This window comes from Burkholderia sp. Bp9016 (assembly GCF_003857765.1).
In the GTDB taxonomy this organism is placed as follows: Bacteria; Pseudomonadota; Gammaproteobacteria; order Burkholderiales; family Burkholderiaceae; genus Burkholderia.
The window spans coordinates 136,990-152,394 of the sequence record NZ_QTPY01000003.1 but is presented as its reverse complement, the minus strand read 5'-3'; the positions used below and the strand labels follow the sequence as shown (position 1 = coordinate 152,394).

At 68.8% G+C, this 15,405-nt stretch carries 13 protein-coding genes; 5 read left to right on the top strand and 8 right to left on the bottom strand.

From position 1 onward, the window contains the following. Positions 1-11: 11 nt before the first annotated feature. A complete protein-coding gene (locus tag DIE13_RS05040) occupies positions 12-1,097 on the bottom strand; it encodes an LLM class flavin-dependent oxidoreductase (protein WP_124826111.1) in 1,086 nt (361 codons plus the stop codon). Positions 1,098-1,503: 406 nt separating this feature from the next. Between DIE13_RS05040 and DIE13_RS05035 the strand changes: the two genes are divergently transcribed. Next, positions 1,504-2,826: an acyl-CoA dehydrogenase family protein gene (locus DIE13_RS05035; protein ID WP_124826110.1), complete on the top strand. Its 1,323-nt coding sequence runs from the start codon at positions 1,504-1,506 to the stop codon at positions 2,824-2,826. Positions 2,827-2,887: 61 nt separating this feature from the next. On the opposite strand, the gene DIE13_RS05030 is transcribed toward DIE13_RS05035, so the two are convergent. After that, positions 2,888-3,811, bottom strand: a complete 924-nt coding sequence (locus DIE13_RS05030; protein WP_124826109.1) for a LysR family transcriptional regulator — start codon at positions 3,809-3,811, stop codon at positions 2,888-2,890. Between the two features lie 74 nt (positions 3,812-3,885). On the opposite strand from DIE13_RS05030, the gene DIE13_RS05025 reads away from it, so the two are divergent. The 4 genes from DIE13_RS05025 (at position 3,886) to DIE13_RS05010 (ending at position 9,281) form a co-directional block, all read left to right on the top strand. Further along, positions 3,886-4,452 carry a cysteine dioxygenase gene (locus tag DIE13_RS05025; protein WP_124826108.1) on the top strand — a complete coding sequence of 189 codons (567 nt, stop codon included), beginning with the start codon at positions 3,886-3,888 and terminating at the stop codon, positions 4,450-4,452. A gap of 120 nt (positions 4,453-4,572) precedes the next feature. Further along, a complete protein-coding gene (locus DIE13_RS05020) occupies positions 4,573-6,198 on the top strand; it encodes a rhodanese-related sulfurtransferase (protein ID WP_124826107.1) in 1,626 nt (541 codons plus the stop codon). A 292-nt stretch (positions 6,199-6,490) separates the two neighbouring features. Continuing rightward, complete coding sequence (locus tag DIE13_RS05015) at positions 6,491-7,555, top strand: phytoene/squalene synthase family protein (protein ID WP_124826106.1); 1,065 nt, start codon at positions 6,491-6,493, stop codon at positions 7,553-7,555. Between the two features lie 508 nt (positions 7,556-8,063). Next, positions 8,064-9,281, top strand: a complete 1,218-nt coding sequence (locus tag DIE13_RS05010) for a porin (RefSeq protein ID WP_124826105.1) — start codon at positions 8,064-8,066, stop codon at positions 9,279-9,281. 153 nt (positions 9,282-9,434) lie between these two features. Here DIE13_RS05010 and DIE13_RS05005 read toward each other — a convergent pair whose 3' ends face one another. The 6 genes from DIE13_RS05005 to DIE13_RS04980 form a co-directional block, all read right to left on the bottom strand. Then, positions 9,435-10,922, bottom strand: a complete 1,488-nt coding sequence (locus DIE13_RS05005) for an efflux transporter outer membrane subunit (RefSeq protein WP_124826104.1) — start codon at positions 10,920-10,922, stop codon at positions 9,435-9,437. Positions 10,923-10,932: 10 nt separating this feature from the next. Next, positions 10,933-12,087: an ABC transporter permease gene (locus DIE13_RS05000; protein WP_124826103.1), complete on the bottom strand. Its 1,155-nt coding sequence runs from the start codon at positions 12,085-12,087 to the stop codon at positions 10,933-10,935. Continuing rightward, complete coding sequence (locus DIE13_RS04995) at positions 12,084-13,055, bottom strand: ABC transporter ATP-binding protein (RefSeq protein WP_124826102.1); 972 nt, start codon at positions 13,053-13,055, stop codon at positions 12,084-12,086. Before DIE13_RS04995 ends, DIE13_RS05000 begins: the two co-directional genes overlap by 4 nt. Continuing rightward, the gene (locus DIE13_RS04990) at positions 13,052-14,014 is read right to left on the bottom strand and encodes an HlyD family secretion protein (RefSeq protein WP_124826101.1); all 963 of its coding nucleotides are present in this window, start codon (positions 14,012-14,014) and stop codon (positions 13,052-13,054) included. Before DIE13_RS04990 ends, DIE13_RS04995 begins: the two co-directional genes overlap by 4 nt. Further along, complete coding sequence (locus DIE13_RS04985; protein ID WP_124826100.1) at positions 14,011-14,709, bottom strand: TetR/AcrR family transcriptional regulator; 699 nt, start codon at positions 14,707-14,709, stop codon at positions 14,011-14,013. The genes DIE13_RS04990 and DIE13_RS04985 overlap by 4 nt, the downstream gene beginning before the upstream one ends. A gap of 272 nt (positions 14,710-14,981) precedes the next feature. Beyond that, positions 14,982-15,404, bottom strand: coding sequence for a cupin domain-containing protein (locus DIE13_RS04980; RefSeq protein WP_390678630.1), 423 nt, complete (start codon positions 15,402-15,404; stop codon positions 14,982-14,984). Position 15,405: the final 1 nt, after the last annotated feature.

Below are 15,405 nucleotides of genomic sequence, written 5' to 3'. Positions count from 1 at the left end.
CTCCGTAGGCGTCAGGCTGCGCGACGCGCGGCGTCGCGTGCGGCGACGGCGCTGCGCACGCGCGGAATCAGCTCGCGGCCGAAGTCGATCGCATCGTCGAGCGGGTCGAAGCCGCGGATCAGGAACGTCGTCACGCCGAGGTCGTAGTAGTCGAGCAGCGCATCGGCAACCTGTTCGGGCGTGCCGACCAGCGCGGTCGAATTCGAGCGCGCGCCGGTGAGCTTCGCGATCTCGGTCCACAGCCGCTTGTCGACGCGCGAGCCGCGTTCGGCCGCGGCGAGCAGGCGGCGCGCGCCTTCGCTCTGCTGCGGGCCGCCCGCGCCGAGCCCGGCCGCTTCGCGCAGCCGGCGCGTTTCGTCGAGGATTCGATGCGCACGCGCCCACGCTTCGTCTTCGGTTGCCGCGAGAATCGGGCGGAACGACACGGAGAAGCGCACTTGCCGGCCGTGCTTCGCGGCTTCGGCGCGCACGCGGGTCGTCAGATCGCGCACCTGGTCGAGCGATTCGCCCCACAGCGCGTAGACGTCCGCGTGCTTGCCGGCCACTTCGAGCGCCGCTTCCGACGCGCCGCCGAAGTAGATCGGCACGTGCGGTTGCTGGAACGGCTTCACGTCGGAAAAGCCCTGCGTGAAACGGTAATGCGCGCCGTCGTGATCGAACGGCTTCGTTTCGGTCCAGATGCGCCGCAGGATCCCGAGATATTCGTCGGTGCGCGCATAGCGCGCGTCGTGGTCGAGGAAATCGCCGTCGCGCTGCTGTTCGCTGTCCGAGCCGCCGGAGATGAAGTGCACGGCGAGCCGGCCCCGGCTGAACTGGTCGAGCGTCGCGATCTGCCGCGCGGCGAGCGTCGGCGCGGTAAAGCCCGGACGATGCGCGAGCATGAAGTGGATGCGTTCGGTCGCGGCGGCCGCGAACGCGATCGTCAGCGTGGCCGACGGGCCGGTCGAGTGGTGCGGAACGAGGATCCGGTCGAAACCGGCTGTTTCGTGTGCGCGGGCGAACGCGCGGACATAGTCGGGGTCGACGACGGGGCCGGACGGCGGATGGATTTCCGACTGCTTCTGGCTCTGGATCATGCCGATGAATTCGACGCTCATCTGGGTCTCCGGTGCTGGGGCGGCCCGGCGCGGCCAGCGGCGGCCGTCCGGGGCGGGAATGGAGCGCAGATTACCGCCGCGATCATGCGGAACGGAAATAATCAATCCCGATTTGAATATCAGATTTGCATGGTTTGGGGGCTTGCGCGTTGCGCATACGCTGTGGGCTCGCGATCGAATCGGGAGGGTGGCGGCTGCGTGTCGCGGACGGCTTCGGCGCGGGTATGCATCGGATCGGGATGCCGCCCGGGGGGGCGCGGCCCATCGGGGTGCGCTGCCGAACGCCGGGGCATCGGCGACGCCGGGTCGAAGGATCCGCTGCCGAGCGCCGCCGCGCCACCTGCCTGTCGATCTCCGCCGTTGCGCAACCCAGTCGATTACGCCGTTACAGAGGGAATCCGTACCGATGTCCGCCAGCCTTGCTGCCTCCTCGCCGCCTCCGCAGCAGTCGTCGCTGCGCCATCTGCCTGCCGACGATGCGCGCGTCGCCGCGCTGCTCGAGCGCCTTTCACCCGAACTCGCCGCGGACGCTGCCCGCAACGACACCGAACGGCGCTTCCCGCACGAGAACTTCGCGCGGCTGCATCGCGCCGGGCTGATCGCCCAGGTCGTGCCGCGCGAGCATGGCGGCGCCGGCGCGACGCTCGCGCAGGCGAGCCGGATCGTGGCTGCCGTCGGGCGTGCCGATCCCGCCACCGCATTGGTGCTGACGATGACGTATCTGCAGCATCGCGCGCTCGGCCGGGCCGACAACCGCTGGCCCGCGCGCCTGCGAGCGGCGGTGTTCGATAGCGCGGTCGACGAAGGCGCACTGATCAACGCATTGCGCGTCGAGCCGGCGCTCGGCTCGCCATCGCGCGGCGGCTTGCCGGAAACGATCGCGCGTCGCGACGGCGACGGCTGGCGGTTGTCCGGTCACAAGCTGTACAGCACCGGCATGCCGGCGCTGCGCTGGCTGGCCGTGTGGGCGCGCACCGACGAACCCGAGCCGCGCGTCGGCGTGTTCCTCGTGCCGCGCGAGCGTGGCGCGGACGACGCGCGGATCCGTGTGATCGAAAGCTGGGATCACCTCGGCCTGCGCGCATCGGGCAGCCACGAGGCGGTGTTCGACGACGTGCCGTTGCCCGCCGATCATGCGGTGGACGTGCGCGCGCCGGAGGCATGGGCCGTGTCGGCCGCGAGTCACGCGGATGCCGACGCGCAGGCCGACCAGCAGGCGTGGATGGTCGCGCTGCTCGGCAGCCTTTACGACGCGGTGGCGCGCGCAGCGCGCGACTGGCTGCTCGATTTCGCGACGACCCGCGCGCCGAGCGGGCTCGGTGCACCGCTCGCGACGCTGCCGCGCATGCAGGAGGCCGTCGGCGAGATCGAAGGCTGGCTGCATGCGAACCGCGTGCTGCTCGACGATCACATCGCGCGCACCGATGCGGGCGACGCGCCGTCGGTGACGACGAGCGGGCTCGTCAAGCGGACCGTGACGGAACAGGCGATCCGCGTCGTCGAGCACGCGCTGAAGCTGTCGGGCAATCACGGGCTGAGCCGGCGCAATCCGCTCGAACGCCACTATCGCGACGTGCTGTGCAGCCGCGTGCATACGCCGCAGGATGATGCGATTGCGGTCGCGGCCGGGCGTGCGGCGCTCGATGCGGCGGCGCGGCGCGCGGCGACGAACGCGGAGGCCGAAGAGTCGTCACGCCACGCGCCGGCATCCGGTCGAAACGATGCGTGAGCGGGGCGGTGTTGCAGTGGGCGCAACCGGGAGGACGCCGTGCAGGCACCGCTGGTTCGGCTCAGGCGGCTTCGTCGTGCTCGGCCGTATCCGCGGGCAGTGCGAACGCCGTACGCGCATGCGCGGCCAGGGCCGCGAGCGGCGCGGTGAAGCGCGCGGCATCCTGCCGGTGCAGCAGCCACAGGTCGATCTGCGGTTTGAAATCGGCGAGCGGCACGATGTCGAGCGCATCGCGCAGCAGGCTGCCTTCGACGAGCGGCAGCGGCATCAGCCCGATACCGAATCCGTTCGCGACGCTCTGCAGTTGCAGGTCGCGGCCATGGGTGTCGAGCGTGACCGGCATCGGCAGCCCCTGCGCGTCGAGCGCGCGGCGCAGGCCGGCCCGAAAGCCGCAGCCGTCGGGATTGAGTACCCAGCCGCGCGCATGGCAATCCGCGAGCCGGTAGCTGCGGCGCGGCCAGTCGCCCTTGCGGCCGACCGCGACGAGCCGCGTGGCCAGCAGCCGAATGCCTTCGACCTGCGGCGGCAGCACCATCTCGCGTGCGAGGAATACCAGCGCCGCGTCGAGTTCACGGCGCGCGACGCGCTCGACGAGCATGCCGCCCCAGGCGGTCGTGACCTGCGTCGCGAGCGCGGGCCATGGTTCGGCGAGCTGCGCGATCAGGCCGGGCAGCATCAGCTCGCCGAGCCCCTGCGTGAGGCCGACGCGGAATTCTCCGGCGGGCGGCCGCTGGCCGGCCGTCAGTTCGCGCAGCGCATCGACTTCGCGCAGGATCGCGCGACACTGCTCGAACACCTGCAGCCCGATGTCGGTCGGGCGCGGCGGCTTCGTGTTGCGGTCGAGCAGCGTCACGCCGAGCGCTTCCTCGAGATTCTGCACGCGCCGCGTGATCGCGGGCTGCGTCATTCCGAGTTCGGCTGCGGCCTGGCTCAGGGTCTGACAGCGCACGACCGCTGCAAAAGCATCGATATCGCTAATTTTCATGTTTGTTCTGCATGGTCTTTCAGGTGCATCATGACGATCCATCATATTCGGCATCATATTCGAGGAGGCAGCCGATGAGTACGCTTTCGTTGCATCAGACACCGCTGCGTCCGTTCGTCGACGGGCTGGGCGCGTTGCTCGCGTCCGGCGCGAACGAGGCGCGCATCCTCGACGAGGGCAGTGCGCTGCTCGGCGCACTCGTCGCGCACGACGACTGGCTGCCCGACGCGTTCGCGCAACCGGACCCCGAGCGCTACCGCCAGTACCTGCTGCATCTCGATCCCGACGAGCGGTTCTCCGTCGTCAGCTTCGTGTGGGGGCCTGGCCAGACGACGCCGATCCACAACCACACGGTGTGGGGGCTGATCGGGATGCTGCGCGGCGGCGAGTTTTCGCAGCCGTACCGGTTCGACTCGACCGGCAAGCCGGTGCCGGCGGGCGATGCGGTGCGGCTTGGGCCCGGCGAGGTCGAGGCTGTGTCGCCGCGCATCGGCGACGTTCATCGCGTGACCAACGCGTTCGCCGACCAGGTGTCGATCAGCATCCACGTGTACGGTGCGAATATCGGCAAGGTCGAGCGTGCGGTGTTCCTCGACGACGGCACCGTGAAGCCGTTCGTGTCCGGCTATTCGAATGCCTGATGCGCATGCGCGTTGCCGGATGCGCGTGACGCGGCCCGTTGCGCGCGCCGGCAGCCGCAAGATTCATCCGTTTTCCGGTCGCTTTCTTCACCGACTTCAACAGAATTCAACAGAGACATCGTGACGCAATCCGCTGATTCCACTTCCCGTTTTCCCGCCGCGTCGTACCAGGACGTACGCGCGCGCCTGCTGGCCCGCGACGAGGTCGCGCTGATCGACGTGCGCGAGGAAGACCCGTATGCGCAGGGCCATCCGCTGTGGGCCGCGAACTTCCCGCTGTCGAAGCTCGAACTCGACGCCTGGACGCGCATTCCGCGCCGCGACACATCGATCGTCGTCTACGGCGAAGCCGACGGCGAGGATCTCGCGCCGCGCGCGGCCGCGAAGCTCGCACAGCTCGGCTATACCGACGTGCGCGTGCTCGAAGGCGGCCTCGCGGGCTGGCTCGCCGCGGGCGGCGAGCTGTTCATCGACGTGAACGTCCCGAGCAAGTCGTTCGGCGAATGGGTCGAGGCCGAGCGCCACACGCCGTCGCTGTCGGCGCAGGAAGTGCAGGCGCTGATCGATGCGAAGGCCGACGTGGTGATCGTCGATGCGCGCCGCTTCGACGAATACCAGACGATGAACATTCCGACGTCGACGAGCGTGCCGGGCGCGGAACTGGTGCTGCGCGTGCGCGCGCTCGCGCCGGACCCGCGGACGCAGGTCGTGGTGAACTGCGCGGGCCGCACGCGCAGCATCATCGGCACGCAGTCGCTGATCAACGCGGGATTGCCGAATCCGGTCGCGGCGCTGCGCAACGGCACGATCGGCTGGACGCTGGCCGGCCAGACACTCGAGCGCGGCGCCGCGCGACGTTTTCCGGACGACATCGATGCCACGCAGCGCGACGAAGCCCGCCGCGCCGCGCGCGCCGTGGCCGAGCGCGCCGGCGTGCCGCGCATCGCGCTCGCGGACGTCGCCGCGCTCGACGAGCCGGGCCGCACGCTGTACCGCTTCGACGTGCGTACGCCGGAGGAATACGAGGCCGGCCATCTGCCGGGTTTTCTCAGCACGCCGGGCGGCCAGCTCGTGCAGGAAACCGACCACCACGCGGCGGTGCGCGGCGCGCGGATCGTGCTCGCCGACGACGACGGCGTGCGCGCGGACATGAGCGCATCGTGGCTCGCGCAGATGGGCTGGGACGTGCGCGTCGTCGAACCGGCCGGCACGGCGGCGTTCGCCGAGCGCGGCCAGCCGCCGCGCGACGTGCCGGCGACGCCGCGGGCCGCCGAGGTGTCGCCCGCGACGCTCGCGGGCTGGCTGAAGCAGGGGGCCGAAGGCGAGATCGCGATCGTCGACGTGACGACCAGCGCGAATTACGTGAAGCGCCATATCCCCGGCGCGTGGTTCGTCGTGCGCGCGCAGTTGCGCGCCGCGCTCGCCGCGATCCCGCCGGCGCAGCGCTACGTGTTTACGTGCGGCTCGAGCCTGCTCGCGCGGTTCGCGGCGGACGATGCGCGCGCGCTGCTGCCGGCTTCCGCCGAAATCGCGGTGCTGACGGGCGGCACGGCCGCGTGGATCGAGGCAGGGTTGCCGCTCGAACACGGCGAGACGCGCCTGGCGTCGCCGCGCGTCGACCGCTACCGTCGCCCGTACGAAGGCACCGACAACGCGGCGGCCGCGATGCAGGCGTATCTCGACTGGGAATACGGGCTGGTCGATCAACTGAAGCGGGACGGCACGCACCACTTCGGCGTGATCTGAGTACGGCGCGGCAACCGGCGCGCGACACGACGTTCGCCGCGCCCGGTCGCCGCATATCCGGCCGGGCATCGCGTGCAATGCATCGCATGGACGGGCGATGGCGGCCGAATCGGGCGCATTCCGGCCGTCGCAGGGCAGGCGGCGGGCCGGATGCACTAAACTTGCGGGACTTTTGCATCGCCTCGCCGGGCCGGCACCCGCCCGTGCACGACGATGCGGCGACTCGCGGGCCGGCGCGGACGCCCGCCGCTCATGGCGTTCGGGGCCCGCACCGGCCGATTTTTACCGATCCATGACGACTCAAACCGATCCCGCCTACCTGCTCGGCGACCTGCTGAAGAACGTTTCCCGCTCCTTCTACCTGACACTGCGCGTGCTGCCGGACGGCATGCGCGACCCGGTCGGCCTGGCCTATCTGCTGGCGCGCGCGGCCGACACGATCGCCGACACGGCGCTCGTCGCGCCCGATCGTCGTGCGGCGCTGCTCACCGGGTTGCGCGACGAGATCGAGCGGCTCGGCGACGGCGTAGCGCTGTCGCGCTCACTCGAGGACGTGACGCGGATGCAGACGGATTCGCACGAGCACGTGCTGCTCGGGTCGATGCAGCCGATGCTCGGATTGCTGCGTGCGCAGCCGGCCGCGGACAGCGCTTCGATCCGCAAGGTCGTCGCGACGCTGACGTCGGGGATGGAGTTCGACCTGCGCACTTTCCCCGACGAGCAGTCGGGACAGGTCGCATCGCTGCCCACCCGCGATCTGCTCGACCGCTACACGTATCTGGTCGCCGGCTGCGTCGGCGAATTCTGGACCGACATGACCGGCGCGCACACGAAGGCCGCCCGCGGCTGGGACTTGCCCGACATGCGCGAGAAGGGCATCCGTTTCGGCAAGGCGCTGCAGATGACCAACATCCTGCGCGACTGCGCGAAGGACTTGCGCATCGGCCGCTGCTACCTGCCGGACGACGTGCTGGCCGCGCACGGGTTGAGTGCCGCCGACCTGATGTCGCCCGCCGCGTCGACGCGCGCGCGCGGCGTGCTGTTCGACCTGCTGCGCGTGACGCTCGCGCAGTATCGCGACGCGTGCCTGTATACGCTCGCGATTCCGCGCCGCTTCGTGCGGCTGCGGCTTGCCTGCCTGTGGCCGATCATGATCGGCCTTGAAACGCTCGAACTGGTGGCCGCGCACGATGCGTGGCTCGATCCGGCCAGTCCGGCGAAGGTGCCGAGAAAACGGATCTACCGGATCATGGCGTCGTCGCTCGCGCTCGTCGGTTCGAACACGGCAATCCGCGCGCGGATGAATACGCTGATCGATGCGGTCGACGCACGGATCGCGCAGTCCGCCTCACGTTGAATGTCGCCGGCGCGCCGCGCCGGCATCCTCTTTCGGCCCGCGTTCGCCGGGCCGCTCCCGCCCGATCTCCCGCCCGATCTCCCGCTTCGGCTGAAACGTTTTCATGATTTCACGTTCCGAAATGTGGGTGTCATGAACGTCAGCGATCCTGCCCGCCGGCGTGAATCGTGGCGTGAATCGCACAGTCAGTCGCGGAGTCAGTCGCGGTTGCGCATTTGTAAGATGTATTTCACCGGAAGGCGTCTGACGACATCGGACGGTCGCGTTGCGCCAGTCAAAATGTAAAGCTAGGGTTTTCACCGTGAAATGCCGGAGAGGCCCGCTGCATAAGCGTTTCAAGGTGTTATGTAACCGTTTGGTGAACCCGCGCGTTGCGTCGATCATACGATGACCGACTGTGCGTATTGGGAAACAATTGGTAATCCGTCAGAATTGCGCCGGCATGTACTCGCACATGTGTCATAAAACCACACCAGAAAAGAAATCATTCTTTGAGGACGGAGAATCAATGAAAAAGCGCGTCGCTTTCGCCATGACGGCAGTGGGTCTTGCAGCCGCTACCGCAGCCCACGCCCAGAGCAGCGTCACCCTGTACGGTATCGTCGACAACGGTATCGCTTACCAGAACAACTCGTCGAGCGTCGGCGCGACCTCCGGTGGTCACTCGAAGGTGCAAATGTCCACCGGCGTGTGGGCAGGCAGCCGTTTCGGCCTGAAGGGCAGTGAAGACCTCGGCGGCGGCACGAAGGCGATCTTCCAGCTGGAAGCCGGCTTCAGTACGGCCAACGGCACGTCGCAATTCTCGGGCGGCATCTTCACGCGTCAGGCATGGGTCGGCATGACCAACCCGACGTACGGTACGCTGACGGCAGGCCGCCAGTACACCGCGTACTACACGCTGCTGTCGCCGTACAGCCCGACGACCTGGCTGACCGGCTACTACGGCGCGCACCCGGGCGATATCGACTCGCTGGATACCAGCTACCGCGCGAACAACTCGCTCGTCTACATGTCGCCGAAGTTCTACGGCTTCACGGTCGGCGGTTCTTACTCGTTCGGCGGCGTTGCGGGCAGCACGAACCGCGGCTCGACGTGGAGCGCGGCGGTCCAGTACCTGAACGGCCCGGCAGGCATCGCGGTCGGCTACCAGAAGGTCAACAACTCGACGCTCGGCGGCGGTGTGTGGGGCGCGAACTCGACGGTGCAGAACGGCCTGACGGCCTCGGGCGATGGCAACCAGCCGGCCGTTTCGTCGATCAACAACGGCTACGCGACGGCACAGTCGCAGCAACGTATTGCCGTGACGGCTGGCTACCAGTTCACGCCGGCATGGGATATTTCGGCATCGTACTCGAACGTCAAGTACACCCCGGGCGTCAGCTCGTCGTTCCGCAACACCGCGATCTTCAACACGGCAGGCGCCGTGCTGCACTGGAAGGCGGCGGCACAGTGGGACTTCGCGGCAGGCTACTCGTACACGGCAGCAACGCAGTCGAACGGCATCACGAGTGCAGCCAAGTACCACCAGGTCACGCTGTCGCAGTACTACAGCCTGTCGAAGCGTACGGGTCTGTACGCGCTTGAGGCTTACCAGCACTCGAGCGGCAAGACGTGGAACCCGACGCTGGGCGTCGTTGCGGCAACGACGTCGATCGGCGATGGCGTGGGCGCAGGTTCGAAGCAGAACCAGATCGCTGTCGGTGTCGGCATGATCCACCGCTTCTGATGTCGCGCGGCGCGCGAGCGCCGCTCACGGCATGCGGTATGAAAAAACCGGCCTTCGGGCCGGTTTTTTTTCGTGGGTACGTGCGGGCTGCGTAGCGTGGGTGCGGTTGTCGGTCAGGCGCGTTCGACGACGCGTGCTCGCGCCATCCCGCGGTCAGTGATGCGAATCATCCGCCCAGTTTCCCGCCAGCGCCTGGAACAGCGCCGCCGTATCGGCAAGCCGGTCGGCTTGCGCGCGCGTCCGGTCGAGCGTGGTCTGCAGTGCCTGTCGCTGTGTGTCGAGCAGGTCGATCAGGCTGATTCCGCCCGCCGCGTAGCGGTCGCCGGCAATCGCGTTGCTCGCCGCTGCCTGTTGCGCAGCGGTGTCCCTCGCCTGCAATTCGGCGGCATCGTGTTCGACCGCGCGCATCGCGTCGGCGACCTGCTGAAGGGCCAGCAGCACGGTTTCCCGATAGCTCGCGAATGCTGCGTCGTACGCCGCTTCGGCCGCGCGTTTCCTCGCGCGCAACTCGCCGCCGTGAAAGAGCGGCTGCGTCAGGCCCAGGCCGACGTTCCACACATTGAGCCCGCTCACGATATCGACGATGCGCGTGCGCTCCGACCCGACTCCTGCCGAAATCGAAAAACGTGGATACAGGTTCGCCGTGGCCACGCCGACGTTCGCGCTCGCCTGGTGCAGCACGGCTTCCGCCGCGCGGATGTCAGGCCGTTCGTGCGCGAGTGTCGACGGCAGCGCGACCGGCAGCGTACGCGGCAGCGCGAGTGCGTCGAGCGCGAGGTCGGGCAGCACGGCGCCGGACGGCGGCGCGCCCAGCAGGATCGCGAGGCGGTGGCCGGCCTGCGCGTAGCGCGCCGCGAGCGGCGGCAACGATGCCTGTGTTTGCGCGAGCAGCGCACGCTGTGCATGCACGTCGGCCCGCGACACGCCACCCGCCGCGAAGCGCGCTTCGACGATGCGCAATTGCCGCGCCTGCGCGTCGACGAGCTGCCGAGTGAGCGCGACCTGCTGCGCGAGCGACGCGCGCAGGATCGCGGTCGCGACGACGTTGCCCGCGAGTGTCAGGCGAGCGGCATCGAGCGTGTACGCCTGATAGTCGACCTGGGCACGCAGCGCTTCGAGTGCACGGCGGTCGCCGCCGAACACGTCGAGTGCGTACGATACGTTCACCGATGCGTCATACAGCGTGAATGGCCCGGGATTCGGCACGCTCGCGGGCAGCCCGAACGCGGCGATGTCGACCTGCTCGCGCGTGGCAGACAGGTTTGCGTCGACGCGCGGCAGCATCGTCGCGCCGGCCTGGGCCACATGGTTCTGCCGCGCCTCGTCGAGCCGCGCGCGGGCCTCGGCGAGCGTCGGGCTGTTGTGCCATGCGGTATCGACGAGGCGGTCCAGCGGATCGGAGCCGAACGCCGTCCACCAGCGTTGCAGCGTGTGTGCGGACGGCTCGAACGTCTGCGCGTCGCCGGCCGGGCTGCCGGCGGCCACCGTGGTCGTGGGCGCCGCATCGCGCGTGTACTGCGGCGTGGCCGGCGGGTCAGGCGCGCGGAAATCCGGTCCGACCGCACATCCGGCGAGCAGTGCGACGGCGGCCAGCACGCTGCCGTGGGCAGCGGGGGAGGCGCGACGCGAAGCCGGTTTCATCGTGCGGCCCCTAATCGAGCGTGCGCCGGTAGAAGCGCAGCGCGATACCCATCGCGACGACGGTGAACAGTGCGACGGGCCACACGGACGGCCACAGGTCGCTCCAGTCGTTGCCTTTCAGCAGGATGCCGCGCACCAGGCGGTTGAAGTAGGTGAGCGGCAGCAGGTTGCCGATGAACTGCGCCCACTTCGGCATCCCGGCGAACGGGAACATGAAGCCCGACAGCAGGATGTTCGGCAGGAAGTAGAACACCGCGAGCTGCATCGCCTGCAACTGGTTCTGCGCGACCGACGACAGCGTGATGCCGACCGTCAGGTTCGCGGCAATGAAGAGCAGCGCGGCCAGGTAGATCGCGAATACGCCGCCGACGAACGGCACCTCGAACACGTACCGCGCGGCGGCGAGAATGATCGACACCTGGATCAGCCCGATGAACACGTACGGGACGATCTTGCCCGTCATCACCTCGAGCGGCCGTACGGGCGTCGCAAGCAGGTTTTCCATCGTGCCGCGCTCGCGTTCGCGGGTGATCGCGAGGCCCGTCATCATCACCATCGTCATCGTCAGGATCACGCCCATCAGGCCGGGCACGACGTTGTACTGCGTGATGCCTTCGGGGTTGTACAGGCGATGCAGCACAACGTCGAACGCGGGCGGGCGGCCGTTCAGGTGCGCAAGGGGGCCCGTCAGATCCTTGTCCGCGACGGGCTGCACGAGGCCCGGCAGCGCACCGATCGCCGACGCGGTCGCGACGGGATCGGTCGCGTCCGCCTCGACGAGCAGCGACGGATGCTCGCCGCGCAGCAGCCGTTTCGAGAAATCGGCCGGCACGCTCAGCACGAACTGCACGTCGCCGCGCGCGAGCGCATGCCTGCCGGCCGCTTCGTCGGGCAGCGCCGCGACGATGTCGAAATACGCGGAATTGCGCATCGCCGCGATGAAGCTGCGTGCGAAGGGGCCCGGATCGGCGACGATCACCGCGGTCGGCAGATGCTTCGGATCGGTGTTGATCGCGAAGCCGAACAGCGCGAGCTGGATGATCGGCACACCGACGATCATCGCGAACGTCACGCGATCGCGGCGCAACTGCAGGAATTCCTTCATCACGATGCTCCACCAGCGCGTGACCGAGAACGACTCGCGCAGGCTCGTCCACGCGTTCATGACGACGCTCCGTCGGGCGCCGCGGATGCACGGCCCATCATGTAGATGAAGACATCTTCGAGCCCGGTGTCGATCGGCGCGACCTGCAGCGATGCGCGACCGTCCGCCCGTGCGGCGGCCTGCGCCGCAACCTGCGCGAGCGTGGCGTCGAGCAGCGCACGATCTCGGCCGCTCACGTGCAGCGCGGAGCCGAACACGACGGTCTGGTCGACCCCTGGCATCGTGCGCAGTTGCGCGGACAGTTCGGCCAGGTGCCCGCCCGTGATCGAGCGGGTCGACAAGTGCTGCGACGCGACGATTTCCGTCGATGTGCCCTGCGCGAGCAGTTTGCCTGACGCGATGTACGCGAGCTTGTGGCAGCGCTCGGCTTCGTCCATGTAGTGCGTGCTGACGAGCACCGAGATCCCTTGCGCGGCCAGCCGGTGCAGTTCTTCCCAGAAGTCGCGGCGCGCGGCAGGGTCGACGCCGGCGGTCGGTTCGTCGAGCAGCAGCAGTTCCGGTTCGTGCAGCATGCACGCGGCGAGCGCGAGGCGCTGTTTCCAGCCGCCGGACAGCGCGCCCGTGAGCTGGTCCGCACGGCTTGCGAGGCCGAGCCCGTCGAGCGCGCGCGCGACGGCCGCGTGGCGATCGGGCATCCCGTACACGCGCGCGACGAAATCGAGGTTCTCGCGAATCGACAGGTCTTCCCAGTACGAGAAGCGCTGCGTCATGTAGCCGACGCGCCGTTTGATCTGCGCGCTGTCGCGCACGATGTCGTAGCCGAGGCAGGTGCCGCTGCCCGAGTCGGGCGTGAGCAGGCCGCACATCATCCGGATCGAGGTCGTCTTGCCGCTGCCGTTCGGTCCGAGAAAGCCGAAGATCTCGCCGCGCGCGACGCGCAGCGATACGTCCTTCACGACGTGCTTGTCGCCAAATCGCTTGTTCAGGCGGTCGACGTCGATCGCGTACGGAGCGGACGGCAGGTTCATCGCACCCTCACGGCGACGGGTTGGCCCGGATGCAGCTTCGGCGCGTCGGCGAGCGCCGGGCGCGCCTCGACCATGAACACGAGCTTGGTCCGGCTCGCGTTGCTGTAGATCACGGGCGGCGTGTACTCGGCCTCGCTCGACACGTAGGTGATATGTGCGGGCAAGTCGGCCGGGCAGCCGTCGCAATGGACCGAGATCGTCTCCCCCGGGGCGAGCGATGCAATGGCTGCCTCCGGCACGAAGAAGCGCACCTTCAGGTTCTGCGGCGGCAGCATCTGTACGACCGGATTGCCGGCCTGCACCCATTCGCCGACACGGTACAGCGTGTCGTACACGCGCCCGGCGGCAGGCGCGGCGATACGCTTCTGGTCGAGCTTCCATTGCGCTTCGGCTACTGCCGCCTGCGCGGCGTCGACCTGCGCGGCCTGGGCGGCGATCTGCTGCTCGCGGCCCGGCAAACGCGCGACTTCGACCTGGTTGCGCAGCTCGCGCATCTGCGCGGCAGTGGTCTGCGCGGACGTGCGCGTATCGTCGAGCTGCTGCTTCGACAGGCCGCCGGCCGCGTACTGGCGTTCGTCGCGCACGAGTTGCGCGGCGGCCCGTGCCGCCTGTGCGGTGGCCTGCGCGAGCTGGGCGCGCGCGACCGCGACCTCCGGAGGACGCTTGCCGGTCTGCAGATCGGCAAGCTGCGCGCGAGCGGCCGCGAGCTGGTGTTGCGCCTGCCGCAGAGCGGCCGTTTCGCTGACGGCTTCGAGCGCGAACACCGGCGTACCGGCCGCGATGGCCTGGCCGCGCTCGACCGACAACTGGGTCAGCGTGCCCGCTTGCGATGACGACAGGTACACGAATTCGCCTTCGACATAGCCCTGGTAGGTCGTGCCGGTGTCCGCCGATCGTCCGCAACCGGCGAGCAGCGTGGCGGCGGCCAGCGCGAGCGGCAGCGCGCGGGCGGTGCTCACGACGGCCTCCGTGGCGCGCGCGAGCGCGCATCCGGCGCGGTGGCGGGCGCCTGCATGCCTGAGTCGAGCAGCGCGCGGACGTGGCGGTGCAGCACGTCGCGATCGATCGGCGGCAGGCCGCGCGCGCTTTGCCACAGCTTCGCGGTCGCAAGCGGCAGCATCACGAGCGCGATGACCGAATGGAACAGGAATGCGGGTTCGAGCGACGGGTTCAGCGTGCCGGCCTGCTGCGCGGCGCGGATGCGTTCGGCAAAACGCCCGACATGCTCGAGCGGAATGCGGCGGACCATCCGCTCGCGCAGCAGGCCACCTTCGTGGACGATCTCGCGCAGCCAGATCGACGGCAGCCACGGCATGCGATGCGTGACGTCGAAAAAGCGGTCGACGAGTTCCGCGACGAGCGCGAACGGATCGCTTTCGATCTGCGGCGCGGTCGGTCGCCACACGAACGCGATGACCTGCGCGAGCCGCTCCTCGACGATCGCGTCGAGCAGTTGCTCGCGACTCGTGAAGTAGTAGTGGACCATCGCCGATGTGACGCCGGCCGCCGCGGCGATCTGCGCAACCGTCGTCGCGGCGATGCCGCGCTCGGCAAACAGCTGGATCGCGACGTCGAGCATGTGGTCGCGCAGGTCGAAGTCCTCCACCGACGGGCGGCGCCCGCGCGGCCTGGCGACGGTGGATTTCGCATTCATGAAATCGACGCTAATTGATGAGTTAGTTAATTTCAAGGAAGGGTTTTCGCCCGCGTTGATCGAGATCAGGCGAGTGTCGAATGGCGGTGCGGACGAGCGTGGAGGCGCTCGACGGAGGGCCGTGCGCGGGTGGCGGCGTGTAGGGAGCGGTTAATGCGGAAACGGCGGATGGAGACGGCCGAAACCGGTGGGGCACCGGCCCTGAGCCGGCGGGGAAACCGGTCGTGAAGCAGGCGTGCGCGTGCGCCTCGGCACGCGCGCCTGAAACGTCGTCACTGATCGATCGGCGACTTCAGCGGATCGTGCTCGCCGGTCAACCCGAATACGACGAGTTGCGCGGGTTCGGTGGCGCTCGCATTGCGCGACACCTGATGGCGCGAACCGGGCGGCTCGTACCAGCCTTCGCCGGCGCGATAGCGGCGCACCGGGCCGCCGTTCACCTGCGACAACACTTCGCCTTTCGATACGACGGCGAACACCGAGCCGAGGTGCCGGTGCGGTTCCGACGCCTGGCCGGGCGCATAGTCGACGGTCGCGACGACCGCGAGCTTGCCGGGCGCTTCGGGCACGGCCTGGCGCATGATCGCGTGCACGTTGTCGCCTGCCTCGTGCGCATGGACGGCGGCCGGCAGCGCGGCGCCGAGCGCGAGCAACGCGCACAGGAACGTATGACGGAGAGGCGAACGCATCATCATC